The sequence below is a fragment of the Pseudomonas anguilliseptica genome (genome assembly GCF_021375795.1).
Classification (GTDB): Bacteria; Pseudomonadota; Gammaproteobacteria; order Pseudomonadales; family Pseudomonadaceae; genus Aquipseudomonas; species Aquipseudomonas anguilliseptica_A.
The window spans coordinates 216151-239856 of the sequence record NZ_JAEIOI010000001.1 but is presented as its reverse complement, the minus strand read 5'-3'; the positions used below and the strand labels follow the sequence as shown (position 1 = coordinate 239856).

The 23706-nt window shown below is 62.3% G+C and carries 17 protein-coding genes and 2 pseudogenes; 9 read left to right on the top strand and 10 right to left on the bottom strand.

Annotation, left to right across the window (positions count from 1 at the left end):
* Positions 1-367: 367 nt before the first annotated feature.
* Positions 368-1474 (top strand): agmatine deiminase, encoded by a 1107-nt coding sequence (gene aguA / locus IOD17_RS01130; RefSeq protein ID WP_233683276.1) that lies wholly within the window; start codon positions 368-370, stop codon positions 1472-1474.
* A gap of 35 nt (positions 1475-1509) precedes the next feature.
* On the opposite strand, the pseudogene IOD17_RS19425 reads toward aguA, so the two are convergent.
* The 10 genes and pseudogenes from IOD17_RS19425 to desA all read right to left on the bottom strand — a co-directional run.
* Positions 1510-1950: pseudogene (locus IOD17_RS19425) on the bottom strand (methyl-accepting chemotaxis protein); the annotation flags it as partial.
* 102 nt (positions 1951-2052) lie between these two features.
* A pseudogene (locus tag IOD17_RS19420) lies at positions 2053-2826 on the bottom strand (PAS domain-containing protein); the annotation flags it as partial.
* Between the two features lie 99 nt (positions 2827-2925).
* The gene (locus tag IOD17_RS01115) at positions 2926-4653 is read right to left on the bottom strand and encodes a SulP family inorganic anion transporter (protein ID WP_233683275.1); all 1728 of its coding nucleotides are present in this window, start codon (positions 4651-4653) and stop codon (positions 2926-2928) included.
* Positions 4643-5506, bottom strand: a complete 864-nt coding sequence (locus IOD17_RS01110) for an MBL fold metallo-hydrolase (protein WP_233683274.1) — start codon at positions 5504-5506, stop codon at positions 4643-4645. Before IOD17_RS01110 ends, IOD17_RS01115 begins: the two co-directional genes overlap by 11 nt.
* An 84-nt stretch (positions 5507-5590) precedes the next feature.
* Positions 5591-6007, bottom strand: coding sequence for a DUF6691 family protein (locus IOD17_RS01105; RefSeq protein ID WP_233683273.1), 417 nt, complete (start codon positions 6005-6007; stop codon positions 5591-5593).
* 2 nt (positions 6008-6009) lie between these two features.
* Positions 6010-6441, bottom strand: coding sequence for a YeeE/YedE family protein (locus tag IOD17_RS01100; protein ID WP_233683272.1), 432 nt, complete (start codon positions 6439-6441; stop codon positions 6010-6012).
* Positions 6438-6764 carry an ArsR/SmtB family transcription factor gene (locus IOD17_RS01095; protein ID WP_233683271.1) on the bottom strand — a complete coding sequence of 109 codons (327 nt, stop codon included), beginning with the start codon at positions 6762-6764 and terminating at the stop codon, positions 6438-6440. The genes IOD17_RS01100 and IOD17_RS01095 overlap by 4 nt, the downstream gene beginning before the upstream one ends.
* A 176-nt stretch (positions 6765-6940) precedes the next feature.
* A complete protein-coding gene (locus tag IOD17_RS01090) occupies positions 6941-8200 on the bottom strand; it encodes an OprD family porin (protein ID WP_233683270.1) in 1260 nt (419 codons plus the stop codon).
* 448 nt (positions 8201-8648) lie between these two features.
* A complete protein-coding gene (locus IOD17_RS01085; RefSeq protein WP_233683269.1) occupies positions 8649-9620 on the bottom strand; it encodes a GGDEF domain-containing protein in 972 nt (323 codons plus the stop codon).
* 100 nt (positions 9621-9720) lie between these two features.
* Positions 9721-10905 carry a delta-9 fatty acid desaturase DesA gene (desA, locus tag IOD17_RS01080; protein WP_233683268.1) on the bottom strand — a complete coding sequence of 395 codons (1185 nt, stop codon included), beginning with the start codon at positions 10903-10905 and terminating at the stop codon, positions 9721-9723.
* Between the two features lie 167 nt (positions 10906-11072).
* Between desA and dibA the strand changes: the two genes are divergently transcribed.
* The 8 genes from dibA (at position 11073) to IOD17_RS01040 (ending at position 23703) form a co-directional block, all read left to right on the top strand.
* Complete coding sequence (dibA, locus tag IOD17_RS01075; protein ID WP_233683267.1) at positions 11073-13364, top strand: phosphodiesterase DibA; 2292 nt, start codon at positions 11073-11075, stop codon at positions 13362-13364.
* Between the two features lie 28 nt (positions 13365-13392).
* Positions 13393-17799 carry a PAS domain S-box protein gene (locus tag IOD17_RS01070; protein WP_233683266.1) on the top strand — a complete coding sequence of 1469 codons (4407 nt, stop codon included), beginning with the start codon at positions 13393-13395 and terminating at the stop codon, positions 17797-17799.
* Positions 17792-18178, top strand: a complete 387-nt coding sequence (locus IOD17_RS01065) for a response regulator (protein WP_233683265.1) — start codon at positions 17792-17794, stop codon at positions 18176-18178. Before IOD17_RS01070 ends, IOD17_RS01065 begins: the two co-directional genes overlap by 8 nt.
* On the top strand, positions 18171-19826 hold the full coding sequence (locus IOD17_RS01060) for a diguanylate cyclase (protein WP_233683264.1): 1656 nt from the start codon (positions 18171-18173) through the stop codon (positions 19824-19826). Before IOD17_RS01065 ends, IOD17_RS01060 begins: the two co-directional genes overlap by 8 nt.
* A complete protein-coding gene (locus tag IOD17_RS01055; RefSeq protein WP_233683263.1) occupies positions 19823-20284 on the top strand; it encodes a GNAT family N-acetyltransferase in 462 nt (153 codons plus the stop codon). The genes IOD17_RS01060 and IOD17_RS01055 overlap by 4 nt, the downstream gene beginning before the upstream one ends.
* Positions 20285-20367: 83 nt before the next feature.
* Positions 20368-21657 carry an NAD(P)/FAD-dependent oxidoreductase gene (locus IOD17_RS01050; protein WP_233683262.1) on the top strand — a complete coding sequence of 430 codons (1290 nt, stop codon included), beginning with the start codon at positions 20368-20370 and terminating at the stop codon, positions 21655-21657.
* 118 nt (positions 21658-21775) lie between these two features.
* The gene (locus IOD17_RS01045) at positions 21776-22333 is read left to right on the top strand and encodes a helix-turn-helix domain-containing protein (RefSeq protein ID WP_233683261.1); all 558 of its coding nucleotides are present in this window, start codon (positions 21776-21778) and stop codon (positions 22331-22333) included.
* Positions 22334-22356: 23 nt separating this feature from the next.
* Entirely contained in the window at positions 22357-23703 is a 1347-nt protein-coding gene (locus IOD17_RS01040; RefSeq protein ID WP_233684488.1) for a glutamine synthetase family protein, read from the top strand.
* Positions 23704-23706 lie beyond the last annotated feature (3 nt).

The following is a 23706-nucleotide window of genomic DNA, read 5'->3' as shown; positions in this document are numbered from 1 at the left end:
GCAGTGCGCGCACTGCAGCTTGAAGTTAGGGGCTCGCATATCGTTACTCGCTTACAGCATCACGCAGCAAGGGGTGAAGCGCTGAACCCGAAGGCTCACAACCCTTGGCGCTTACACACAAACACAGGTAATAGCAGATTTTTATTCGATATTAGTCGATTAAAAAGCCTAATAGAAAGACTATTCTGCTTTAAAGGCCGATTTTTATCGGATATAAATAGCCTATCCACTGCGGCGAATCCGCATGCGATGCTATCGCGACAGCGCCCTGCTCGTGTCAGATGACCGTAGCTCGGCCCGCAAGCACCATTAGCAGCCCATGCCTGCATCGTCCGCCCACTTAATCGCTCAGTACCTTGGTGAACCTATGACAGCCCTGAACAGCACCCCACGCGCCGATGGTTTCCGCATGCCTGCCGAGTGGGAAAGCCACAGCCAGACTTGGATGGTCTGGCCGGAGCGCCCGGACAACTGGCGTCTGGGCGGCAAGCCGGCGCAAGCCGCCTTCACCGCCGTGGCCAGGGCGATTGCCGAGTTCGAACCGGTGACTGTATGCGTCTCCGCCGGCCAGTATGAAAACGCCAGTGAGCGCCTGGCCCACAACAATATCCGTGTGGTGGAAATCACCACCGACGACGCCTGGGTACGCGACACCGGGCCGACCTTCGTCACCAACAACAGCGGCGAAGTGCGCGGTGTGGACTGGGCGTTCAACGCCTGGGGTGGACTGAATGGCGGCCTGTACGCCAACTGGGTGCGTGATGATCAGGTGGCGCGCAAGATTCTGCAGATCGAAGGCTGCGCGCGCTATCGCACCGATGAATTGATCCTCGAAGGCGGCTCGATTCATGTCGACGGCGAAGGCACCCTGATCACCACCGAGGAATGCCTGCTCAACCCCAACCGCAACCCGCACCTGAACCGCGAGCAGATCGAGCAGTACCTGGCCGATCACCTAGCCATCGATACGGTGATCTGGCTGCCAGACGGCCTGTTCAACGACGAAACCGACGGCCACGTCGACAACTTCTGCTGCTACGTGCGCCCCGGTGAAGTGCTGCTGGCCTGGACCGACGATGCCACTGACCCCAACTACCCGCGCTGCCAGGCCGCCATGCGCGTGCTGGAAAGCGTGCGCGATGCCAAAGGCCGCCAGTTGATCGTGCACAAGATGCCGATTCCCGGCCCGCTGCATGCCACCGACGAAGAATGTGCGGGCGTCGACCTAGTGGCCGGCACCCAGGAGCGCGCCCCGTCGATCCGCCTGGCCGGTTCCTACGTCAACTTCCTGATCGTCAACGGCGGCATCATCGCGCCCAAATTTGACGACCCGAAAGACGCGCAAGCCGAAGCAATTCTGCAACGCCTGTTCCCGCAACACCGCGTGGTGATGGTGCCGGGCCGGGAGATCCTGCTGGGCGGCGGCAATATCCACTGCATTACTCAGCAGCAGCCTGCGCCGCAAAACTGCTGAACACAGGCGCCCGACCGCCAGCGGTCGGGCATGCCTCAGTCCTGCATGGCCTCGGTGAACTGACCGATAGCGTCCACCACGCGCTGCGCTTCATCGCGGATTTCCAGCATCACCTCCCCCGCTCTGTTGGCCAGCAGCACGCCCTTCTCAGCGCGCTGCTTGCTGCCGTCCATACCGCTCACAGCCTGCGTGGCGAGGTCGTGGTTCAGACGCACCACTTCATTGATTTCCACCGTGGCCTGGCTGGTACGTGCGGCCAGGTTGCGTACCTCGTCGGCCACCACGGCAAAGCCACGGCCCTGTTCACCGGCACGCGCCGCTTCGATGGCGGCGTTGAGCGCCAGCAGGTTGGTCTGTTCGGCAATCCCGCGGATCACCTGAACGATGCTGCTGATGCGCTCGGACTGCGCACTCAGGGCACCGATATTGCTCGACACCCTGCCCAGCTCATCGGCAATCCCGCGCACCACCTGCACCGTCTCATCGACGGTTGCCGTTCCCTTGATCGCGCTTTCATCGGTTTCCCGGGCGATATCAAAGGCCAGCCGCGCGGCAGCGGATTCGGCCTCGCGGTGATGCACCTGATGGGTAATGTCGTTGGCAAACTTGACCACGCCGTACAAACGACCACTGGCGTCGTAGAGCGGGTTGTAGGTGGCTCGCAGCCAGATCACCTGACCACTCTTGGTGATCCGTTTGAAGCGGTCGGCAATGTACTCACCGCAGTTCAGGCGCTGCCAGAACTGCCGGTATTCATCGCTGCTGGCATCTTCATGGCTACAGAACTGACGGTGGTGCTTGCCGCGAATGTCCTCCAGTCGGTAGCCCATGACACTGAGAAAATTGTCATTGGCGTACTGCACCTCACCAGCCAGGTTGAACTCGATAACCGCCGTCGAACGGTTGATCGCATTCAGGTAACTCTCGTGCTGATGCTCAGCATGCATGCGCGCAGTGATGTCGGCCGCCAGCTTGATCACTTTGACGACTTGCCCCTGAGCATTACGCACCGGCAGGTAGCTGGCCTCCAGCCAGATCTCGCGGCCACCCTTGGCAATCCGCATGTAGCGGTCACTGAAGCTTTCACCATCGGCCAGACGCCGCCAGAACTGGGCATACGCCGTGCTGGCGACCTGCTCCTGGGTACAGAACAGGCGGTGGTGCTTGCCGCGCAGTTCATCCAGGCGATAGCCCATGACAGCCAGAAAGGGTTCGTTGGCGTCGAGAATCTCGCCCTGGGGGCTGAACTCGATCACGGCAAAGGTGTGACGGATAGCCGCGATATTCTGCAAGCTCGCCGCCAGGTCCTGCTGGCATTGCTCTAACGCGTGACGCAGTTGTGATCCGAACATGACAATAGCCTCAACAAGAGCACACTTGTTCAGGGCACACGGTACGGCTTTCATCCCTGATCCAAACAGCGTATCGACACGCCGCCATTAAGCTGTAGCTCAGTTTTCTTGCGCTCGCTTGGCGCGCTCTGTACTCGCCATATCCAGGGTACGCAGCGCTTGATACTGGCTGACGAACACCTGGCCACTGAAGCGCTGGAAAAAGTCCGAGCGTTTCAGGCGGTCCATCACCGGCCCTTTTACTTCCGCCAGGTGCAGCTGCACGCCAGCGCTGTTCAGGCGCTCGCTGAGCGCCTGCAAGGTGTCCAGGGCGCTGGCGTCGATCAGGTTGACCCCGGAACACATCAACACCAGATGGCGCACTCCCGGCCGCGCGGCGATCAGCGCGGCGACACGCTCTTCCAGGTAGCGTGCGTTGGGGAAATACAGGCTTTCATCGACCCGCAACGACAGTACGCTGCTGCTTTCCACCACCTGGTAGCGTTCGACATTGCGAAAGTGCTCGCTGCCCGGCACCTGCCCCACCACCGCCATATGCGGGCGGCTGGTGCGCCAGAGAAATAGCAGCAGTGACAGACCAACGCCAAGCAGGATGCCGGCCTCGACCCCGTGCAACAACACGCCCAGCAACGTCGCCAACTGGGCCGCACCTTCCTGTCGCGAGTAACGCCAGGTGCGGCGAATGCTGCGCAGGTCGATCAGCCCCAGCACCGCCGCCATGATGCTCGCCGCCAGCACCGCCTGCGGCAAGTGCTGCAACAGCGGCGCCAGGCCCAATACTGCCGCCAGCATCAGGCCAGCGGCAAACACGCCAACCAGCGGGGTGGCCACATTGCTTTGCAGCGCCAGCGCCGAGCGCGAAAAGCTGGCCGCCACCGGCATCCCGCCCGTGCAGGCGGCGGCAATGTTGGCCGCGCCCTGGCCGAGTAATTCCTGATCCGGGTTGATTGACTGGCGCTTGCGCATTGCCAGGCTCTGGGCAATCGACACCGATTCGACAAAGCCCACCAGCGCAATCAGCACGGCCGCCGGCATCAACTCACGCAACAGCCCCAGGTCAAGGCTCGGTATCGCCAGTGGCGGCAGGCCTGCGGCCACGCTGCCGACCACCTTGACCCCGTGGTTTTCCAAGTGCAGCAGCGCACCCAAGCCCATCGCCAGCAGCATCAGCAACAAGGCACTCAACTGCTTGAAACGCAGCGCCAGCGTTTCAGACACACCGAACAGGCCCAGGTTACGCAGCAACACCAACAGCGCCAGGCTGCCCAGACCCAACACTAGCGTTGGCAGGTGCACAGCCGGCAACTGCGCAGCCAGCGCCGGCAATACCTGCAACAAGGTCAGGCCATCGGCCGAAATGCCCAGCAGGTGCTTAAGTTGGCTGACGGCGATCAGCAGCGCTGAGCCACTGACGAACCCGGAGATCACCGGATGACTGAGGAAATTGGCGATAAAGCCCAGCCGCAGCACACCCATCAGCAGCAACAGCACACCGACCAACAAGGTCAGGGTGGTGGCCGCCACCAGATAAGCCGCACTCCCCACCGCCGCCAGCGGCGCCAGGGCTGCTGCCGTCATCAATGACAATACCGCCACCGGACCGAACGACAGCGCCACCCCTGGGCTGGCACCGATCAACGCATACACCAGCAGCGGCAGGATGCTCGCATACAGCCCGGCCACGGCCGGTAGACCGGCCAGTTGGGCATAGGCCAGCGCCTGTGGCACCAGCAGCAGGCAGACCAGGCAGGCCGCCAGCACGTCGCGCCCGGCCTGGTCGCGGTCATAACCGCGCAACGTTTGCAGCAGCGGCCACCTAGAGAACATTCAACGGCACCTTGAGGTAGCGCACGCCATTGTCTTCGGCTGGCGGCAGATGGCCGGCGCGCATATTGACCTGCACCGACGGCAGCATCAACGCCGGCATGCCCAGGCTGGCGTCACGGGCCTGGCGCATGGCCACAAAGGTCTCTTCGTCGATGCCCTGGTGCACGTGTACATTATGCGCCCGCTGCTCCGCCACCGTGGTCTGGTAGCGGTGCTGTTCGCGTCCCGGTGCCAGGTAATCGTGGCACATGAACAAGCGGGTGCGTTCTGGCAGGGCAAACAGCCGGGCAATCGAACGATACAGGGTGCGCGCATCGCCACCAGGAAAGTCGCAGCGCGCGGTGCCGTAATCCGGCATAAACAGGGTGTCGCCGACAAAGGCGGCATCGCCGATCAGGTAGGTCATGCAGGCCGGGGTGTGCCCTGGCGTATGCAGCGCGCGAGCGCTGAGGCTGCCCAGTTGAAACAGCTGATCATCCTGGAACAGCTGATCGAACTGGCGACCGTCCACAGCAAACTCGGTACCGGCATTGAACAGCTTGCCAAAGGTGCTCTGCACCACGCGGATCTGTTCGCCAATCGCCAATCGTCCACCCAAGGCCGCTTTGAGATACGGCGCGGCCGATAGGTGATCGGCATGCACATGGGTTTCCAACAGCCATTGCACGTGCAGGCCCTGCTCACGCACGTAGGCGATCAGGCGGTCGGCACTCTCGTAACGGATACGTCCGGCGGCCGCATCGTAATCCAGCACCGAGTCGATGATCGCGCACTGTGCAGTGGCTGGATCACTGACCACATAGCTGTAGGTCGAGGTGGCAGGATCGAAAAACGCCTGAATACACGGTGACATGACAACTCCAGCCTGCAATCGCAGGTGATTAATCCAGCCGCACGCAGCGGTCGAGCGCGCCCATGCTGTTCGCCTGACCTGCGGTTATCCGCGCCGGCGTTCCAACGCAGCAAAGATCAGCATGCCCGCGAGCATGGCCAGGGTGAACAGCAGAGCCTGCCAGCGCCCGGTCAGCAACAGTGTCACGGCCGGCCCCGGGCAGATCCCGGCGATGCCCCAACCGATACCGAACAATAGGCTGCCGCCGATCAGTCGGCGATCCAGCTCACGCTTGCCCGGCAACTGCATCGGCGCACCGAGTACGCTGACGCGCTGCGTGCGCGCCCAACTGAACGGCAAAAACGCTACGCCAATCGCCGCCGCCATCACCAACGCCAGGGATGGATCCCAGGCGCCGCCCAGGTCGAGAAATGCCAGCACCTTGGTCGGGTTGGCCATACCTGCAGTCAGCAGGCCGATGCCAAAAATCAGCCCGGCGAGAAACGCCATCAGTTTGCGCATGTTCAGGCTCCCAGCAGATGACGCAGGATAAACACCGTGACAAAGCCCGCGACCATAAACGCCAGGGTGGCCGCCAGTGAGCGTGGCGACAGACGCGACAAGCCACACACACCATGACCACTGGTGCAGCCCGCGCCATAGCGGGTGCCGATACCCACCAGCAGACCGGCAACCGTCAGGGCCAGCCAGCCACTGTCGATATGGATCTCGGGCAGACGAGTAAACAGCTGCCAGAGCAGCGGCGCGAGCAGCACGCCGAGCAGAAACAGACCTTTCTCGCCCCAGCCTTCACCACGCTCCAGCAGGCTGCCAAGCAGGCCGCTGATGCCGGCCACACGGCCATTCATCACAGCAAACAGGCTGGCGGCCAGACCAATCAACGCGCCACCCGCCAGAGCACTCCAGGGCGTGAAGTTGTACCAGTCGATACTCATTGCTCGGCACCTGCGCAGAACAGTTGATACAGAGTGTTGATCACCGCCAATGCGGCCGGACTGCTGATGCAGTAATAGATCTGCTTGCCCTCACGACGGGTTTCTACCAGCCCTTCGCGGCGCAATACCGCCAATTGCTGCGATAACGTCGGCTGTTGAATACCCAGCAGCGTTTCCAGCTCGCTGACATTGCGTTCGCCCTGGGACAGCTGACACAGCAGCAACAGGCGATCCGGGTTGCCCAGGGCCTTGAGCAGTTGCCCCGCCGCATCGGCATTGGCGCGCAGTTGCTGGATATCGAGTGGAGGGTGTTCAGACGTCATGGCAAGCTGCTCAATTAAGATAAAAACAATCTATTCTTTTATATATTGATTAGCAAGCCCACCGCGACACCGTACAGAGGTCAATCACCGGTCATAAAAAACCCGGAACAGAGTCCGGGTTTGCTGTACTGCTCAGGCTGGGCTGCATGCAACAGCTCAGCCTGAAACCGCCACAGTCAGAGCAGTGGCAGGGTGTAGCTGACGATCAGGCGGTTTTCGTCGATATCACGGCTGAAGTTGTTACGCATGGTCGCATTGCGCCACTTGATACCGAGGTTCTTGAAAGTACCCTCCTGAACCACATAGGCGATGTCCGTGTTGCGCTCCCATTCTTTGCCTTCGGAGGCGGCGCCGCGATCAATGCTATCGCCAGTCAGATAGCGGGTCATAAAGGTCAGACCGGGAATGCCAACAGACGCGAAATCGAAGTCATAACGGGCCTGCCAGGATTTTTCGTCCTTGGCGGCGAAGTTGCCGATTTGCACATAGTTGACCAGGAACGGATCGGTGCCACCGATATAGGCGAAACCGGTGTCACCGCTCATTTTCTGGTAGCCCAGGCCAAATTTATGAGCATTCAGGCTGTAGGTAACCATCGCACCAAAGGCCTTGTTGTCGACGTTGCTCAGGCCGTCATCGGTGGAGCGGGCATAGCGCACGTCGGTCTTCAGGCTTTGCTTGTCGCCCAACGGCAGGACATGCACCAGATTGAAGGAATGCTGTTTGTACAGGTCTTCCAAGTTGGAATAGTAATAACCGGCCGTCAGGTCGTTGGTGAGCTTGTAGTTACCGCCCGCAAAGACGAACTCGTTGGACTGATTAACAGCCCCACCCTTAATACTGATACCACTCAAGGAGTAGGTGTTCAGAGTCATGTCTTCATAGTCTTGCGAGTTGCGGTTGTTAACCTCGTCGAGGTAACCCGCATCCAGGGTCAGACCATCAATTTCCTGGGATACCAGGTTACCGCCGCGGAAAACTTGCGGCAGCAAGCGGCTATCGCTGGAGGCGATCGCCTGGTTCTTAAACTGCATCTGGCCGACGCGCAGGGTGCTTTTGGAGACCTTGGCCTTAGCCGCTACAGCCAGGCCGGAATAGTTGTCCTGCGAACCATTGGACGAACGATCCGGAACCAGCAGACCACTACCTGCAGTGCCATCTCCCGAATCCAATTTGAAACCGAACATGCCAATGGCATCAGCACCAAAGCCAACGGTGCCGTCAGTAAAGCCCGACTCAGCACGCAGGATAAAACCTTGCGCCCACTCTTCAGACTTGTTCTGGCCCGCTGCTTCACGAAAGTCACGGTTGTAGTAGAAATTCCGCGCTTCGAGGGTGGCTTTGCTATCGCCAATAAAATCGGCAAACGCCGCTTGGCTCAGGGACATGCCCAGGGTGCTGGCCGCGACGGCCAAGGCCAGGGAGGTCTTTCTCATTATGATTTCTCCAGTTGTGTGTGGGTTGCACATCGGCGCGGTACAGGCTTCAGCGAGTGAAAAGGCAGGCGCGCACCGAATTCGGGGGCTGGGGTCGGGGCCAGTGGCGTGCAGGCGAACGCCGCCGCAGCCAGAGGCTGGCCGAGCACAGGCAGGATCAGGTGGGCGCTGGGAGGCAATCAGCGCGGACGGGAATATCGGGGATGGTCGGCAGGCAGGTGCGGGGCATAGTGAGGCACTCTTCGTTCTTATTGGTCGGCCGACTACCTGGCCGTTATGAACGAAGCCCTACGCAGATACTGTGCCAGCTGCTGAAGAAGCGGCAGCAAGCTGTCTATAACGGGGTTTTGCGCTCTAAGCCAGCAGGCCTGGGGAAGCAGGATGCGCGACTCATAAGCGGACTCTTGCCGATCAACAAGACTTACCAGGCGGGTTGCCGCCAGCCAATTCAGTCGATCACGATCTGGTTCTTGCCCTGGCGTTTGGCCCGGTACATTGCAGCATCCGCACGGGCATACAGGGCATCCAGGCTGGTGTCTTCAGGACGTAAACAGGTCAGCCCCTGACTCAGGGTAATGCCGAAGGTTGTACCGTCATGGCTGAAACTCAGGCGCCGCGTATCACGCTGCAAGCGCTCGGCAATCTGCTCGGCCAACGCCGCATCACAGCGCGGGAACAACGCGGCAAACTCCTCACCACCGATGCGCCCGAACAGATCACCACGGCGCAGGGTGGTCGCACCGCTGTAGGCCAGGCGCTGCAGCACCTGATCGCCCATCTGGTGGCCGTAGCGGTCATTGATCTGCTTGAAGTCATCCAGGTCGAGCAGCAGAAAGGCCAGCGGGCTACCATATTCACGGGCCTGCTCAAACTCGCGCTGGGCGCACTCGAAGAAATGCCGGCGGTTGCTGCTCTGGGTCAGCACATCGGTAGTAGCCAGGCGGTGCAGTTCGCCTTCCAGCTGCTTCTTCTCGGTGATGTCTTCGGCAATGCCGACGATGATATGCGGCTGCCCCGGCGCGCTTTCACGGCTGACAAAGCACTTGTCACTGAGCCAGCGAACCTGGCCGTCACCACGAATGATGCGGTACTCGCGCGCTTCAACCGCGCCGGTTTGCAGCACCTGGGCAAAACTTTCGGCAGCGTACTCCAGATCATCGGGGTAGATGTTGTTGCGCCATTCTTCGTAGCCGGCCAGCAGCAACTCGGTGGAGCGCCCGAAAATGCGTTCATAGGCAGGGCTAACGTAGATCACCCGCTGGGTATTCCAGTCAAACGCCCAGAGCACCGCATTGACACTGCCGAGCAGGGTGCTGAACAGCTGCTCGCGCTCCTGAAGCCGCGCCACTTCGGCACGGGTGTGCAACAACGCCAGGGTCAGCTCTTCCTGTTCCAGCTGCTGTCTGTTGACTTCATCCATAAACACCGCCGCTGTGCTCAGATAACGGGGATATGACAGCAGCATACGCCAGAAGTTAAAAAGCCCGCCAATAGGCGGGCTTCGGGGGCACAACAGAGCGTCAGGCGGTTGCTGGACGCAGCGAATAGGTCTTCAGCTGTTCGGCAAATTCGCGCAGTGACTGGATACCGCTGGCCTCAGCTTCATTGACCCACTGCTTGATGGCTTCGAGCATGTCGTGGCCATTGGCGCTGGTTTTCACCCAGATTTGTTGCAGGGCCAGGCGTTTCTCGTAGATCACCTTGAGTGCCTGGCTCTGCTCCAGCATGCGCTGGATACGCGCATGGTGGCCTTCATCAAGCAGACTTGGCTCGCGCGACAGCAGGCGTTTGGCACGGTGAAAATGATGGCGAACCGAGGCGTCGGCCTTGGCCAGCTCCTGCTGCACCAGCGGCGCGATCACCAGCTTGCGGTACTGCGCCATGATCTGAAAACGGTTGTTGAGGATGGCCATGGCGGTGTCCATGTCCAGGCTGCGCTTGCCTTCCACCCGGTGGGCAATCGGCGCAACACGCTGCACCTGAGCCAGACCGAACAGGCTGAACAGCTTGATCCAGAACCAACCCATGTCGAACTCCCACTTGCGCACGGAGAGCTTGGCCGAGTTCGGGTAGGTGTGGTGATTGTTATGCAGCTCTTCGCCACCGATCAGGATGCCCCAGGGCACCAGGTTGGTGGCGGCGTCGCGGCACTCGAAGTTGCGGTAACCCACGGCATGGCCGAGGCCATTGATCACCCCAGCCGCCCACACCGGAATCCACATCATCTGCACCGCCCAGATGGTGATGCCTGCAACACCGAACAGGGCCAGGTCGATGGCGGCCATCAGCGCCACACCGGCAATCGGGAAGCGCGAATAGAGGTTACGTTCGATCCAGTCTTCCGGGCAGTTCTTGCCGTAGATACGCAGGGTTTCAGCATTCTGCGCTTCTTCGCGGTACAGCTCGGCCCCTTTGCGCAGCACCGTGCTCAGGCCCTTGATTACCGGGCTGTGCGGGTCATCGACGGTTTCACACTTGGCGTGGTGTTTGCGGTGAATGGCGGTCCACTCGCGGGTGTTCTGTGCGGTGGTCAGCCACAGCCAGAAGCGGAAGAAGTGTTTCAGCGCCGGATGCAGCTCCAGCGCGCGATGCGCCGAGTAACGATGCAGATAAACCGTGACGCTGACGATGGTCACGTGCGTCATCAGCAGGGTGACTGCGATCAGTTGCCAGATCGACAGGTCAAGAAAACCGTTGTACCACATGGGTCATGTGCCTCGTGCAAAGAAAGGGTGGCGCTGATTTTTAGCGCACACCTGTACACATTATCCCTGACCCGGATCAGAAAACCAGTTGGTCTTTTGCATAAGAATGCCGCCCCCTCATTAACATCTATACTGCCTGCCCCACTTCAAGGACTGATCCGCTGCTCATGACTGCCCCCTACAGCGCCTGGCGCTTGACCCTGAGTTACCTTCTGGTTGCCGGCCTTTGGGTGCTGTTCAGCGACAGCCAACTGATTGCCCTGGGCCTGTCACTTGAACAGCTGGAGCGTGCGCAAACGTTCAAGGGGCTGGCTTTCGTCCTGCTCAGCGGCGGCCTGCTGCACCTGATTCTGCACACCCACCAACGCCAGTACCGCCGCAACCAGCAAGCCCTGCAACACAGCGAAAGACGCCTGCAGCAAGCCTTGGAAGCGGCCCAGAACGGCATGTGGGATTGGCACATGCAGAGCGGTCAGCTGTATTTTTCCCCCAGTTACGCCGCTCTGCTCGGCATCCCGGAGCAAGCGCTGGAAACCGACCAGCAGCAGTGGATGCAACGCCTGCACCCCAATGATCGCGAAGCATTCCAGCGCCACCTGCAACAACGCATAAGCGCCGCTGATCCGACACCCTATGAGGTCAACTACCGCTTGCGGCATGCCGACGGCAGCTACCGCTGGATTCAGTTTCGTGGCCGCTTGCTGCTTGATGAGCAGGGCCAGGCCGAACGCCTGATCGGCACCGCCAGCGACATCACCCAGCGCCGCCGCGACGAAGACAGCCTGCGCCAGGCCGCCGCCGTATTCGATGCCACTCAGGAAGGGGTACTGGTCACCGATGCCGAGCAACATATCGTGCACTGCAACCCGGCCTTCACCCGCATTACCGGCTACAGCCAGACAGAAATCCTCGGCAAATCACCCAATCTGCTGAAATCCGGGCGGCACGACCACAGCTTCTACGAAAGCCTGTGGAACGCCCTGCAGAACCGTGGAGCCTGGAGTGGCGAAGTGTGGAACCGGCGCAAGAACGGTGAAATCTACCCACAGTGGCAATGCATCCGGGTGATCCACGACGAACAGGGCGAGATCAGCCACTACGTCGCGGTGTTCTCCGACATCACGGCACTCAAGCGCTCCCAGCGTGAACTGGACTACCTGGCGCACCACGACCCGTTGAGCAACCTGCCCAACCGCCTGCTGTTCACCGAGCGTGTCGAGCATGCCCTGGAACGCGCGCGCAGCGACCAGCACAGCGGTGCGGTGCTGCTGATCGACCTCGACCATTTCAAGCACATCAACGAAAGCCTCGGTCACAACATCGGCGACCTGCTGCTCAAGGCCGTGGGTGAACGACTCAGCACCCAGCTTGGCAAGCGCATGACCCTGGCGCGCCTGGGTGGCGACGAATTTGGCCTGCTCGATGAGCAATGCAGCAATACCGAACAGGCAGCGGTCATGGCTCAGCGCCTGCAGAACAGCCTGACCCTGCCCTTCCAGGTGGCGGATAAGGAGCTGTTCATCACCGCTAGCATTGGCATCTGCCTGTACCCCGAAGATGCCAACGATGTTGCCCAGGTGCTGCGCAATGCCGACTCGGCGCTGTTCAAGGCCAAGAGCAGCGGCCGCGAGAGCTATGCATTCTATAGCCAGGAACTGACCACCCAGGCCCATCAGCGCGTCGAAATGGCCAGCGCCCTGCGCCATGCCCTGGATCGCCAGGAACTGCGCGTGCACTACCAGCCGCTGTATCACCTGGAAAGCCGCGCGCTGATCGGCGTCGAAGCCCTGGTGCGCTGGCAACACCCGGAGCGCGGCCTGGTGCCGCCCGGCGAATTCATTCCAATTGCCGAGGAAACCGGCCTGATTGGCGCCATCGATGCCTGGGTATTGCAACAGAGCTGTCGGCAGATGGTCGCCTGGCGCACCAGCGGCGTGAATCTGCAGTTTGTCGCGGTGAATGCTTCCAGTCGCCTGTTCAGCCGCGGCGAACTGGACCTGCGGGTAGCCGAAGTGCTGCGTGACACGGGGCTCGACCCGATACACCTGGAACTGGAAGTGACCGAAAGCGCCGTGATGGACGACCCCGATGCCGCACTGGCCCTGCTGCAACGCTTGCGTGACCTCGGTGTACGCCTGGCCATCGATGACTTCGGCACCGGTTACAGCTCGCTGGCCCGCCTCAAGCGCCTGCCGGTACACAAGCTGAAACTCGACCAAAGCTTTGTCAGAGGCCTGCCCAATGATCAGGACGACATTGCCATCACCCGCGCCGTGATCGCCCTGGGCCACAGCATGGGGCTCAAGGTGCTGGCCGAAGGCATTGAGCAGGCCGATCAGCTCGACCTCCTGCGCCAGCTGGGCTGCGACCACGGGCAAGGCTACTACTTCGGCCGCCCACAACCGGCCGAACAGTTGCAACAGGCCTTGGCGCAACACACCTGCTCGGTGTATGAGTAACTGGCGTGACACGCTCAGGAAGCCGCCGATGCACACAGACGTAAAGCCTTCGACGATCCGCTGGATCGTTGGCCTCGGCAGCCTTGGCCTGGCGATCTTCTTTGCCCTGCTCGGCGGCGTCGCCCTGAATGAGCGGGAAACCCTCTGGCAACTGCAACTGAGTAAACAGCACGAGCTGCAACGCCTGGCCTTGCGCAGCGCACAGCTGAACCTGGAGAACCAGGCCCAGCTGCTGGCGCAAACCCTCGCCGCCGACGCCTGGCTGGTCGACCTGCTGCGCCAGGCCGCACCTCTGGAGCCCGACGCCACGCCCTCCACACAGGCACTGCAAGCCATTCGCGCGCAACTGTATACCCGCCTGGCCCCACGCTGGCGCACCCTGCAACCGCACCACCCGTTCGACCTCAACCTGTACCTGAGCAGCACCGAGGTGTTGCTGCGCGTGCAGCAGCCCGAGCACTTCGGCGACCGCCCGCAAGCCCAGCGCAGCATGCTCCTCGATGCCCTGCAAGACGCCAGCAGCCGCACTGGGTTGGGGCTGGCCGACGAGGACCTGGTAATCCGCGCCATCAGCCCACTGCAGGTCGATGGCCCCCAGGGTGCAGTCAGTGTCGGCGCCCTGGAAGTCAGCCTGAGCCTGGCCCATAGCCTGCAACAGCTAGACCGCGAGCTGGATGCCGGGGTGGCCCTGCTTGCGCCCACTCCTACCAACGGCTACCTCAAGGGCTTCTCGCGCCCCCAGGTGCAGCACTGGCACAGCCAACACCTGCTCCCCGATCCCGCTGCCGGCGACAGCCACAAACTGCTGCAGGACCAGGGCCACACCTACCTGATCAACCAGTTGCTGCTGCCCGGTTACCAGCCCAGCGCCGGCACACCAGCGGCCACCGTGATTGCCCTGACCTGGCGCGATGTCAGCGACCTTCACAGCCGCTACCAGGAAGAAAAGCGCTGGCTGCTGAGCAAATGGCTGCTCGCCTGGCTGGCGGCTGAAGGCCTGCTGTTGCTGTTACTGCAAGCCACCCGCAACAGCAGCCAGGCACTGATGCAGCGGCACCACACCGAGTTGCAGGACAAACACCAGCAAAGCGAAGCCTCACGCAACCTGCTCGCCCTGATCAGCGAAGCACAGGCCGCCTATATCAATGCCGACAACCAGCGTGAAGCCTTCGACGCCCTGCTCAAACAGATCCTCGACCTCACCGGCAGCCAGTTCGGCTTTATTGGTGAAATCCTCATAGATGAACAGGGCGCGCCGTACCTGCGCACCTTTGCCATCAGCAATATCGCCTGGGATGCCAGCAGCCAGGCCTTTTACGACGCCCGTGTGACGCAAGGTCTGGAGTTTCGCAACCTCGACAGCCTGTTTGGCCAGGTCATCCGCAGCGGCCAGGTACTGATCAGCAACGCACCGGCCCAGCATCCTGGCAGCGCCGGCCTACCGCCGGGGCATCCACCGCTGCACGCCTTCGCCGGGCTGCCGATTCACGCCAACGGCGAACTGTGCGGCATGCTCGGCCTGGCCAACCGCCAGGGCGGCTACAGCGACGACTTCGCCGCACAGCTGCAACCCCTGCTGGCCACCTTCGGCCAGTTGCTGGAGGCGTTACGTCGCGATCGCCAGCGCGAACAGACCCAGCAGCACATCCAGCGCCAGCAGGCCGCCCTGCATGCCCTCAACGAAATTGCCGCGCTGCCCAAGCTGAGCACCCACGCCCAGCTACGCCAGGCCCTGCAACTGGGGGCCGAGTTCTATGGCATGCCGATCGGCATCATCAGCCAGATCGACGGCGACACCTATCGGGTCAAGGTCCAGGTTTCGCCACCTGGCAGCCTGCAGGACGATCAGTGCTTTGTACTCGGCAACACTTACTGCAGCATCACCCTGCGCAGCCCCGATGTACTGGCCATCAGTGCCATGGGCCAGAGTGAACACGCCGCCCACCCCTGCTACCCGCTGTTTGCCCTGGAAAGCTACATCGGCTCAAGCATCTGGGTTGGCGGGCAATGCTTCGGCACCCTGTGCTTTGCCGCCAGCAGCGCCCGCAGCCGCCCCTTCGATGAAGCCGACCGCGAATTCATGCGCCTGTTCGCCCGCTGGGTCGGGGCCACCCTCGAGCGTCTGCAACATGAAGAGCAAACCCGCGAGGCGCGGCGCTTTCTCCAGGCCGTGCTCGACTCCGCCACAGGCGTCAGCATCATCACCACCGACCGCGATGGCCTGATCACCCTGTTCAACTCCGGTGCCGAGCGCCTGCTCGGCTATCGCGGCGCAGAAATGATCGGCCAATGCAGCCCGGCACAATTCCACCTTGAGGCGGAAATGCAGGCCCGCAGCCGCCAACTCAGCCGCCAGGAAGGCCGCGAGATCAGTGGCTTTGCCGTGTTCACCTGCATCCCCAGCCAGGGCGAGCCGGAAACCCGTCAGTGGACCTATGTGCGCAAGAACGGCGAACCGCGCATCGTCAACCTCACTGTCAGCGCCATGCGTGACCTCAATGGCACGATCAACGGTTACCTGGGCATCGCCAGTGACATCAATGAACTGCACCAGACCACCCGCGCCCTGCAAAAGAGCGAAAGCCGTTTTCGCGGCCTGGTCGCCAACCTGCCAGGTGCGGTGTACCGCTGCCGCAACGATGCCGACTGGTCGATGAGCTACCTCAGCGAGGAAATCCAGGCGCTGAGCGGCTACCCGGCCTACGACTTTATCAACAACCGCGTACGCAGCTTCGCCAGCGTGATACACCCGGATGACCGCCCGCTCACCATGCGCGCGGTCGCCGCCGTCGAGCGCCAGGAATCCTTCGAACTGACCTACCGCCTGCAACACGCCGATGGCCACAGCGTCTGGGTGCGCGAGAAAGGCCGCGGCGAGTACGACAGCGATGGCAAACTGCACTGGATTTCCGGGTTTATCTGGGACATCAGCGACCGCAAGGCCGTGGAAGACCAATTGCGCCTGAGCCAGCAACGCTTCAGCAGCGCCTTCAGCACCGCGCCCCAGGGCATGGCGCTGGTGTCCCTGCAAGGGCAGTGGCTGGAGGTCAACGAAGTGCTCTGCGACATGCTCGGCTACAGCCGCGAACAGCTACTCAACAGTGACTTCCAGCGCATCACCCACCCCGACGATCTGGAAGCTGACCTGCAAAACGTCGAGGAACTGCTGGCCGGTGAGATCAGCAACTACCAGATGGAAAAACGCTTTCTGGACAGCCAGGGGCGGATCATCTGGGTGCTGCTCAGCGTCTCGCTGGTGCGTGACAGCAACGATGCGCCGGTGCACTTCGTGGTGCAGATTCAGGACTTCAACGAACGTATCGCCGCCGAAATGGCCATCCGCGAGCGCGAGGATTACCTGCGTACTCTGCTCGACAACGTGCTCGACGCGATCATCACCATCGACCAGCAGGGCTATATCGAAACCTTCAACCACGCCGCCGAACGCATCTTCGGCTACAGCCACCTGGAAGTTTCCGGGCACCGCGCCACCCTGCTGCTGCCCGAGCCGCAGCGTTCAATGCGCGCCCGCTACCTCAGCCACTTCCTGAAAACCGGCATCCAGCAGATGCTCGGCAAGGACATCGAACTGACCGCCATGCGCCGCAACGGTGAAACCTTCACCATTGAGCTGGCCATCTCGCAGATCAGCCACCAGGGCGAGCGGCGCTTTATCGCAGTAATTCGCGATATCGAGGAGCGCAAACGCATCGAGCGGATGAAAAACGAATTCGTTTCCACAGTCAGCCACGAACTGCGCACCCCGCTGACCGCGATTGCCGGCTCCCTCGGCCTGGTCAATGGCGGCGCCCTCGGCGCGGTGCCGGCGAGCATGCAACAGATGCTGCAGATCGCCCAGGACAACAGCCAGCGCCTTAACCTGCTGATCAACGACCTGCTCGACATGGAAAAACTGGTGGCCGGCAAGATGCTTTTCGAGTTGCAGGCTGAGCCCCTGCAACTCTTACTGGAACAAGCCATCGAAGAAAACCAGCCTTACGCCAACCACCTGCATGTGCGCCTCACGCTGCAAGGTCCGCCCACCACGGCCGTGGTTCAGGTCGACCGTCTGCGCCTTGCCCAGGTGTTGGCCAACCTGCTGTCGAACGCGGCAAAATTCTCACCCCAGGGCCAGGCTGTGGAGGTGCGCGTGACGCAGCACGGCACGCGCGTGCGAGTCAGCGTCAGCGACCATGGCCCCGGCGTGCCGGAAAATTTCCAGCCGCGCATTTTCAGCAAATTCTCCCAGGCCGACGCCACCGACACCCGGCAGAAAGGCGGCACCGGCCTGGGTCTGGCCATCAGCAAGGAAATCATCGAGCGCATGGACGGGCGCATCGGCTTCGACTCACAGCCCGGCCACGGCGCGACTTTCTGGTTTGAACTGACTAATCTGGCGCTACCGGCCAACCCTGAGGAACCTCGGCATGCCTGAGCTGCAACGTATTCTGCATGTGGAAGACGACCCCTCGATCCAGGCCGTGGCCAAGCTGGCCCTGGAAGCCGTCGGCGGCTTTCAGGTGCTCAGCTGCGCCAACGGCCAGGATGCGCTGGATCAATTACAGGGCTTCGCCCCGGACTTTATCCTGTTGGATGTGATGATGCCGGACATGGACGGCCCGCAAACCCTGGCGCGAATCGCCCGGCTGATCGACATCAGCCAGGTGCCGGTGGCCTTTATGACCGCCAAGGTGCAGCCGGCAGAAATCGCCCATTACCGCAGCCTGGGGGCGCGTGACGTGATCATCAAACCTTTCGACCCCATGCAACTGGCCGCGCAAGTACGCAAAATCTGGAGTCAGGCCCATGAGTAAAGGCCAATCGCCTGCCGCCGAGCTGCAACAACGTCTGCAGCAACTCAGCGGTGCCTTCGCCCAGCGCCTGCAAGACGAACTGCCGGCTCTTGGGCGCAATGCCGAACGCTTGCAGCACGCGGCCGATCCGCAGGAGCAACAACAGCACCTGCAAACCCTGCGCGACCAGCTGCACAAGCTCGCCGGGGCCGCCGGCACCTTTGGCTTCAGCAGCCTCGGCCAGCGCGCCCGCGAGCTGGAACAGGCAGCCGACCAGTGGCTGGAAACCCTGCAGCAGGAACAACAGAGCCTGCAGGATTTCAGCCGCAGCCTGCAGCAACTGGCGCGCCAGCAATTCCAGGCCGAACACAACCCCGAGCCCGCCACGCGCAGCAGCCGCAACAGCCCACGGCCCAACAGCTCGGCACGGCGCATCTACATCCTCGAAGACCAGCGCTCGATTGGCGAAAACATGCGCCTGACGCTGAACAACTTTGGCTACCAGGCCGAACACTTCACCCGCATTGCCGAACTCGATGCGGCCCTGCAGCAGCAACTGCCGGACGCGCTGATCGTTGACGTCAACCTGCCCGACGAAGCCCTCACCGGCCTGGAATATGCCGCCAGCCTGCAACAGCGCCTGGACGAACCGCTGCCACTGCTGGTGATCACCACCCAGGACGACTTCGCCACCCACCTGCAGGCCGTGCGCGTCGGCGCCCTGGGCTTCTTCACCAAGCCGGTGGATATTCCGCAACTGGAAAACCGCCTGGAACGCTGCTTCGCCCAGCAACACGGCGAGCCTTACCGGGTGCTGATCATCGATGACGACCGCGAGTTGGCCAGCCGCTTCAGCCTGATCCTGCGCGGTGCCAACATGCTGGTGGAAATGCTCCATGAGCCGGCAGAAATCTTCGACCGCATGCGCAGCTTCAACCCCGAAGTGGTGCTGCTGGACGTCAGCATGCCCGGCTGCACCGGTCCGGAACTGGCGCAGATTATCCGCCTCAACGACGACTGGTTGCGCGTGCCCATCGTCTACCTGTCGGCCGAAACCGACATCACCCGGCAGATGAACGCGCTGATCAAGGCCGGCGATGATTTCGTCACCAAACCGATTTCCGACAACGCCCTGGTCGCCGCGGTGTTCTCCCGCGCCCAACGTGCGCGCCTGCTGAGCAACGCACTGTCGCGCGACAGCCTGACCGGGCTGCTCAAGCACGCCGACATCAAGGAGCAGGCCGCCATCGAGCTGGAGCGCGCCCAGCGCAGCGGCAAGCCGGCCAGCGTGGCCATGCTGGATATCGATTTCTTCAAGAAGGTCAACGACAGCTACGGCCACGCTGCTGGCGACAACGTCATCCGCGCCCTGGCCAACCTGCTGCGCCAGCGCCTGCGGCGCATCGACAGCCTGGGCCGCTATGGCGGTGAAGAGTTCCTGGTGGTGCTGCCGGACTGTCCGGCCGAACAGGCCAGGCGCATCCTCGATGAGATCCGCCAACGCTTTGCCGAATTGCACTTTATTGCCGGTGGCCAGCAGTTCTCGGTGACCCTGAGCGCCGGCATCGCCTGCACGGACGATGCCCCAACGAGTGCCGACGACCTGCTGGACAAGGCCGACCGCGCGCTCTATGGCGCCAAACACGGCGGGCGTAATCGGGTGCAATGAGCACACCTCTGCTGATCACGCCCTGCGCGGCCAGCCAGCTGCCCATGGACCTGCTGCTGGAGGCCGATCCGCATCTGCCGTATGTACAGGCCTACCTGGCGCATGGTCACTGCTATATCGCCAGGCGCGATGACGCAGTCGTTGGCGTCTATGTGCTACAGGTGCGCGCTCCTGCAATCCTGGAGCTGATGAACATCGCCGTCGCGCCGGGCTGCCAGGCCCAGGGCATCGGTACACAGCTGCTGCAACATGCTCTGCATAGCGCCAGGCAACTGGGGGCGACACGTCTGGAAGTGGCCACCGGCAGCTTCGGCCACCAACTGACCTTCTACCAGCGCGCCGGCTTGCGGGTGTACGCCGTCGAGCCGGATTACTTCCTTCAACACTACCCCGAGCCGCTCTTCGAGCAGGGCTTGCAACACAAGGATCGCCTGCGTCTGGCCATCGATCTCAACTAGGTCAAACGTCTCACGCTTGGCTTTATGAAATTTATCGCGTAGATTTTCATGAAATTATTTAAATAAATTTCATGAGGCGCGCCATGTTCAAACACTCCGCCCAGCATATCGGCACCTACTACGCCGGTACCTACCCAGGCGCCATCCCGCTGCGCCCGCGCCTGCAGGAAGCGTTGCAGTGTGACGTGCTGATTATCGGCGGTGGTTTCAGCGGCCTGCATACGGCGCTGCGCCTGGCCCTGGCGGGTAAAAAAGTGGTGCTGCTGGAGGCCAGTCGCCTGGCCTGGGCCGCGTCCGGGCGCAACGGCGGGCAAGCGTTACCGGGTTGGTCGTGCGATATGCCGCCGTTCGAGAAGGCATTAGGCCTGGAGCGTGCCCGGCGCCTGTGGGACAGCATGGTTTGGGCCGCCGAAGAAATGCGCGAACTGCCTGAGCGGCACAACTTCGAGATCGACTACCGCAGCGGTGCGCTCTACACCGCCGTACTGCCGCGCCGCGTAAAGCAGCTGCAGGAGAGCCTGGAAGAAGCCGAGCAGAAGTACGGCTACGCGCAGCTGAGTTTTATTCCCAAGGAACAACTGCCCGAGTGGATTGCCAGCCCGCGCTACCTGGCCGCCCTGCACGACAGCGGCGCCGCCCACCTCAACCCACTGAAACTGGCTCAGGGCCTGGCCGATGCCATCGAGAAAGCCGGCGGCAAAATCTTCGAGCAGAGCAAGGCGCTGAGCTATCAAGAAACGGCAGACGGCTATCTGGCCCACACCGAACAGGGTGAGATTCGCAGCGATCTGCTGGTACTGGCCTGCAACGCCTATATCGACAAGCTCGATGCGCAACTGTCGAAACGCCTGCTGCCGGTCGGCTCCTACCAGGTCGCCACCGCGCCGCTGGACCCAGAGCTGGCGCGCTCGCTGTTCCCGCGCGGCACCTGCGCCATCGATAACCAGTTCGTGCCCGACTATTTCCGCGTTACCCCGGACAACCGCCTGCTGTTCGGCGGCGGCTGTACCTACCTGGGCGGCATCCCCAAGGACGTGCCGGCGGCCACCCGGCCCTATCTGGAGCGGGTGTTCCCGCAACTGCGCGGCGTGCAGATCGACTACGGCTGGGGCGGGCATATCGACTGCACCATGCACCGCACCCCGGATGTCGGCCGTAGCGGGCAGAAGTACTGGCTGCAGGGCTTCTCCGGCCACGGCATCCTGCCGACCCTGGCCGCCGCCCGTGCGGTCAGCGATGCGATCCTCGGTGACGCCGCCCTGCTCGATCTGTACCAGGGCCTGAGCAACCCGCGCTTCCCCGGCGGCGATCTACTGGCCGCGCCGATCGAGGCGGTGGGCAAGGCCTGGTATCGCCTGCGCGATGTAATCTGACAAGGGCCAGTCCCCTCTCCCCTCGGGGAGAGGGTTAGGGAGAGGGGGCAGCCGACCCTCTCCCCCAGCCTCTCTTCCGCAAGCGGGAGAGGGGAGTTAAAACGTCAAAGGAAACTCCATGGATATGCAGGAAGAAGTCGAAGGTCTGGCGATCCTGATCCGCGACCTGCGCAAGCACAAGAACCTCACCCTCGGTGAACTGGCTGCACGCATCGACCGTTCGGTGGGTTTTCTCTCGCAGGTCGAGCGCGGCCTGTCACGCCCGACCGTGGCCGACCTCACCGCGATCAGCGAAAGCCTCGGCGTACCCACCACCTATTTCTACAGCCTGAGCAAGCCGCGCGCCGTGCCCTGGGTCACCCGCCCCGGCGAGCGTCGCACGCTCTATTACGCGGGCGGCATCACCGATGTACTGGCCTCGCCGACCATGGCCGGCGGCTTCTCCATGCTCGAAAGCCGTTTGGACCCGGGCGCTACCAGCGGCGACGGGCACTTGAACGACAGCTCCGAGCAAGGCGGTTTTGTCCTCGAAGGCGAGCTGACGATCTGGTACGGCGACGCCGCCGAGCCAGTCACACTCGGCCCGAATGACAGCTTCCAGCTGCCGCCGCACGCACAGTTTCGCTACGCCAACCTCACCGACTTACCCACACGAGTGCTCTGGATCTTCACCTGATCCGCGCAGATACCACCATGACAATAACAACAGCATTCCCCGACCTGCTCAGCGAAGTCCGCGCCTTTCGCAGCGCCCACCCCGCGGTGCGCTATGTCGACCTGATCAGCCTGGATATACCCGGGCATTTCTACGGCAAGCGCTACCCCATCGATATGCTCGAGAAGGTCGCCGCCGGCAGCCCGCTGAAAATCCCGCAGAACTGCGTGCTGCTCGGCGTGCAGGGCGGCCTGCATCCGATTGGCGATTACTGCTTCAACGACGGCGACCCGGACGCGCCACGCCGGCTGATTCCCGGCACGCTCAAGCCGGTACGCTGGGAAAGCCAGCCGCTGGGGCAGATGCTGATCAGCTCCGATGGCACTGAAGCACCAATCGAGTTCGAACCGCGTGAAGTGCTCGCCCGCGTGCTCAAGCGCCTGGCCGCGCGCGGCATTCGCCCGGTGGTGGCGTTCGAGCTGGAGTTCTACCTGTTCGACCGCGCGCTCAAGGACGGCCTGCCGCAGTTCCCACGCGACCCGCTGTGCGGCGATGAAGACGACCAGCCGAACATGCACATTGAGCGCCTGTCACGCTTTGCCGATGTGCTGCATGAGATCGTCGACGCCGCCAATGAGCAGGGCATCGATGCCAACGTGATCACCGCCGAGCTCGGCCCCGGCCAGTTCGAGATCAACTTCGGCCACTGCGACGACGGCCTGCGTGCTGCTGACTGGGCCGCCCTATTCTGCCGCAGCACCCGTGGTGTGGCGCTCAAGCACGGCCAGCGTGCCAGCTTTATGAGCAAACCCTACCTGCACGCGCCGGGCAGCGGCATGCATGTGCACGTCAGCCTGTATGACGCCGCAGGCAACAACCTGCTGGCCGCCGACGAACAACGCCCGCTGCGCCATGCGGTGGCCGGCTGCCTGGAGTTGCTGCCGCACTGCATGCCGATCTTCGCCGCCAACCACAACGCCTTCCGCCGCTACGGCGCCATGGTCAATGCCGCCAGCCGCGCCAGCTGGGGCTTCGAGGACCGCGATGCATGCATCCGCATCCCCGAATCGGACGGCAAGAACCTGCGCATCGAACACCGCCTGGCTGGCGCTGATGCCAATCCCTATCTGGTGCTGGCGGCGATCCTCACCGGCATGGAACACGGCCTGGATGCCGGTAAGGAGCCGATTGCCCCACTCAACGAAAACCGTCAGAGCGGCATCGACTTCCCCCAGGACATGCTCAGCGCCGTCAGCGCCATGCGCGACCACCCGGTGGTCAACCAGGGCCTGGGCAGTGAGTTCGTCATGGTTTACTGCGAGAACAAGCGCCAGGATCATCTGGCCTTTATGCAGGAAGTCAGTGCGCGGGAATACCGCTGGTTTCTATAGCAC

Bases quoted from the DNA above. Each gene is read 5' to 3' on its own strand.
- IOD17_RS01110 (WP_233683274.1), bottom strand. From the start codon at position 5,506: ATGTCACCGTGTATTCAGGCGTTTTTCGATCCTGCCACCTCGACCTAC.
- IOD17_RS01095 (WP_233683271.1), bottom strand. From the start codon at position 6,764: ATGACGTCTGAACACCCTCCACTCGATATCCAGCAACTGCGCGCCAAT.
- IOD17_RS01070 (WP_233683266.1), top strand. From the start codon at position 13,393: ATGCACACAGACGTAAAGCCTTCGACGATCCGCTGGATCGTTGGCCTC.
- desA (WP_233683268.1), bottom strand. From the start codon at position 10,905: ATGTGGTACAACGGTTTTCTTGACCTGTCGATCTGGCAACTGATCGCA.
- IOD17_RS01085 (WP_233683269.1), bottom strand. From the start codon at position 9,620: ATGGATGAAGTCAACAGACAGCAGCTGGAACAGGAAGAGCTGACCCTG.
- IOD17_RS01105 (WP_233683273.1), bottom strand. From the start codon at position 6,007: ATGCGCAAACTGATGGCGTTTCTCGCCGGGCTGATTTTTGGCATCGGC.
- aguA (WP_233683276.1), top strand. From the start codon at position 368: ATGACAGCCCTGAACAGCACCCCACGCGCCGATGGTTTCCGCATGCCT.
- IOD17_RS01050 (WP_233683262.1), top strand. From the start codon at position 20,368: ATGTTCAAACACTCCGCCCAGCATATCGGCACCTACTACGCCGGTACC.
- IOD17_RS01100 (WP_233683272.1), bottom strand. From the start codon at position 6,441: ATGAGTATCGACTGGTACAACTTCACGCCCTGGAGTGCTCTGGCGGGT.
- dibA (WP_233683267.1), top strand. From the start codon at position 11,073: ATGACTGCCCCCTACAGCGCCTGGCGCTTGACCCTGAGTTACCTTCTG.
- IOD17_RS01055 (WP_233683263.1), top strand. From the start codon at position 19,823: ATGAGCACACCTCTGCTGATCACGCCCTGCGCGGCCAGCCAGCTGCCC.
- IOD17_RS01060 (WP_233683264.1), top strand. From the start codon at position 18,171: ATGAGTAAAGGCCAATCGCCTGCCGCCGAGCTGCAACAACGTCTGCAG.
- IOD17_RS01115 (WP_233683275.1), bottom strand. From the start codon at position 4,653: ATGTTCTCTAGGTGGCCGCTGCTGCAAACGTTGCGCGGTTATGACCGC.
- IOD17_RS01045 (WP_233683261.1), top strand. From the start codon at position 21,776: ATGGATATGCAGGAAGAAGTCGAAGGTCTGGCGATCCTGATCCGCGAC.
- IOD17_RS01065 (WP_233683265.1), top strand. From the start codon at position 17,792: ATGCCTGAGCTGCAACGTATTCTGCATGTGGAAGACGACCCCTCGATC.
- IOD17_RS01090 (WP_233683270.1), bottom strand. From the start codon at position 8,200: ATGAGAAAGACCTCCCTGGCCTTGGCCGTCGCGGCCAGCACCCTGGGC.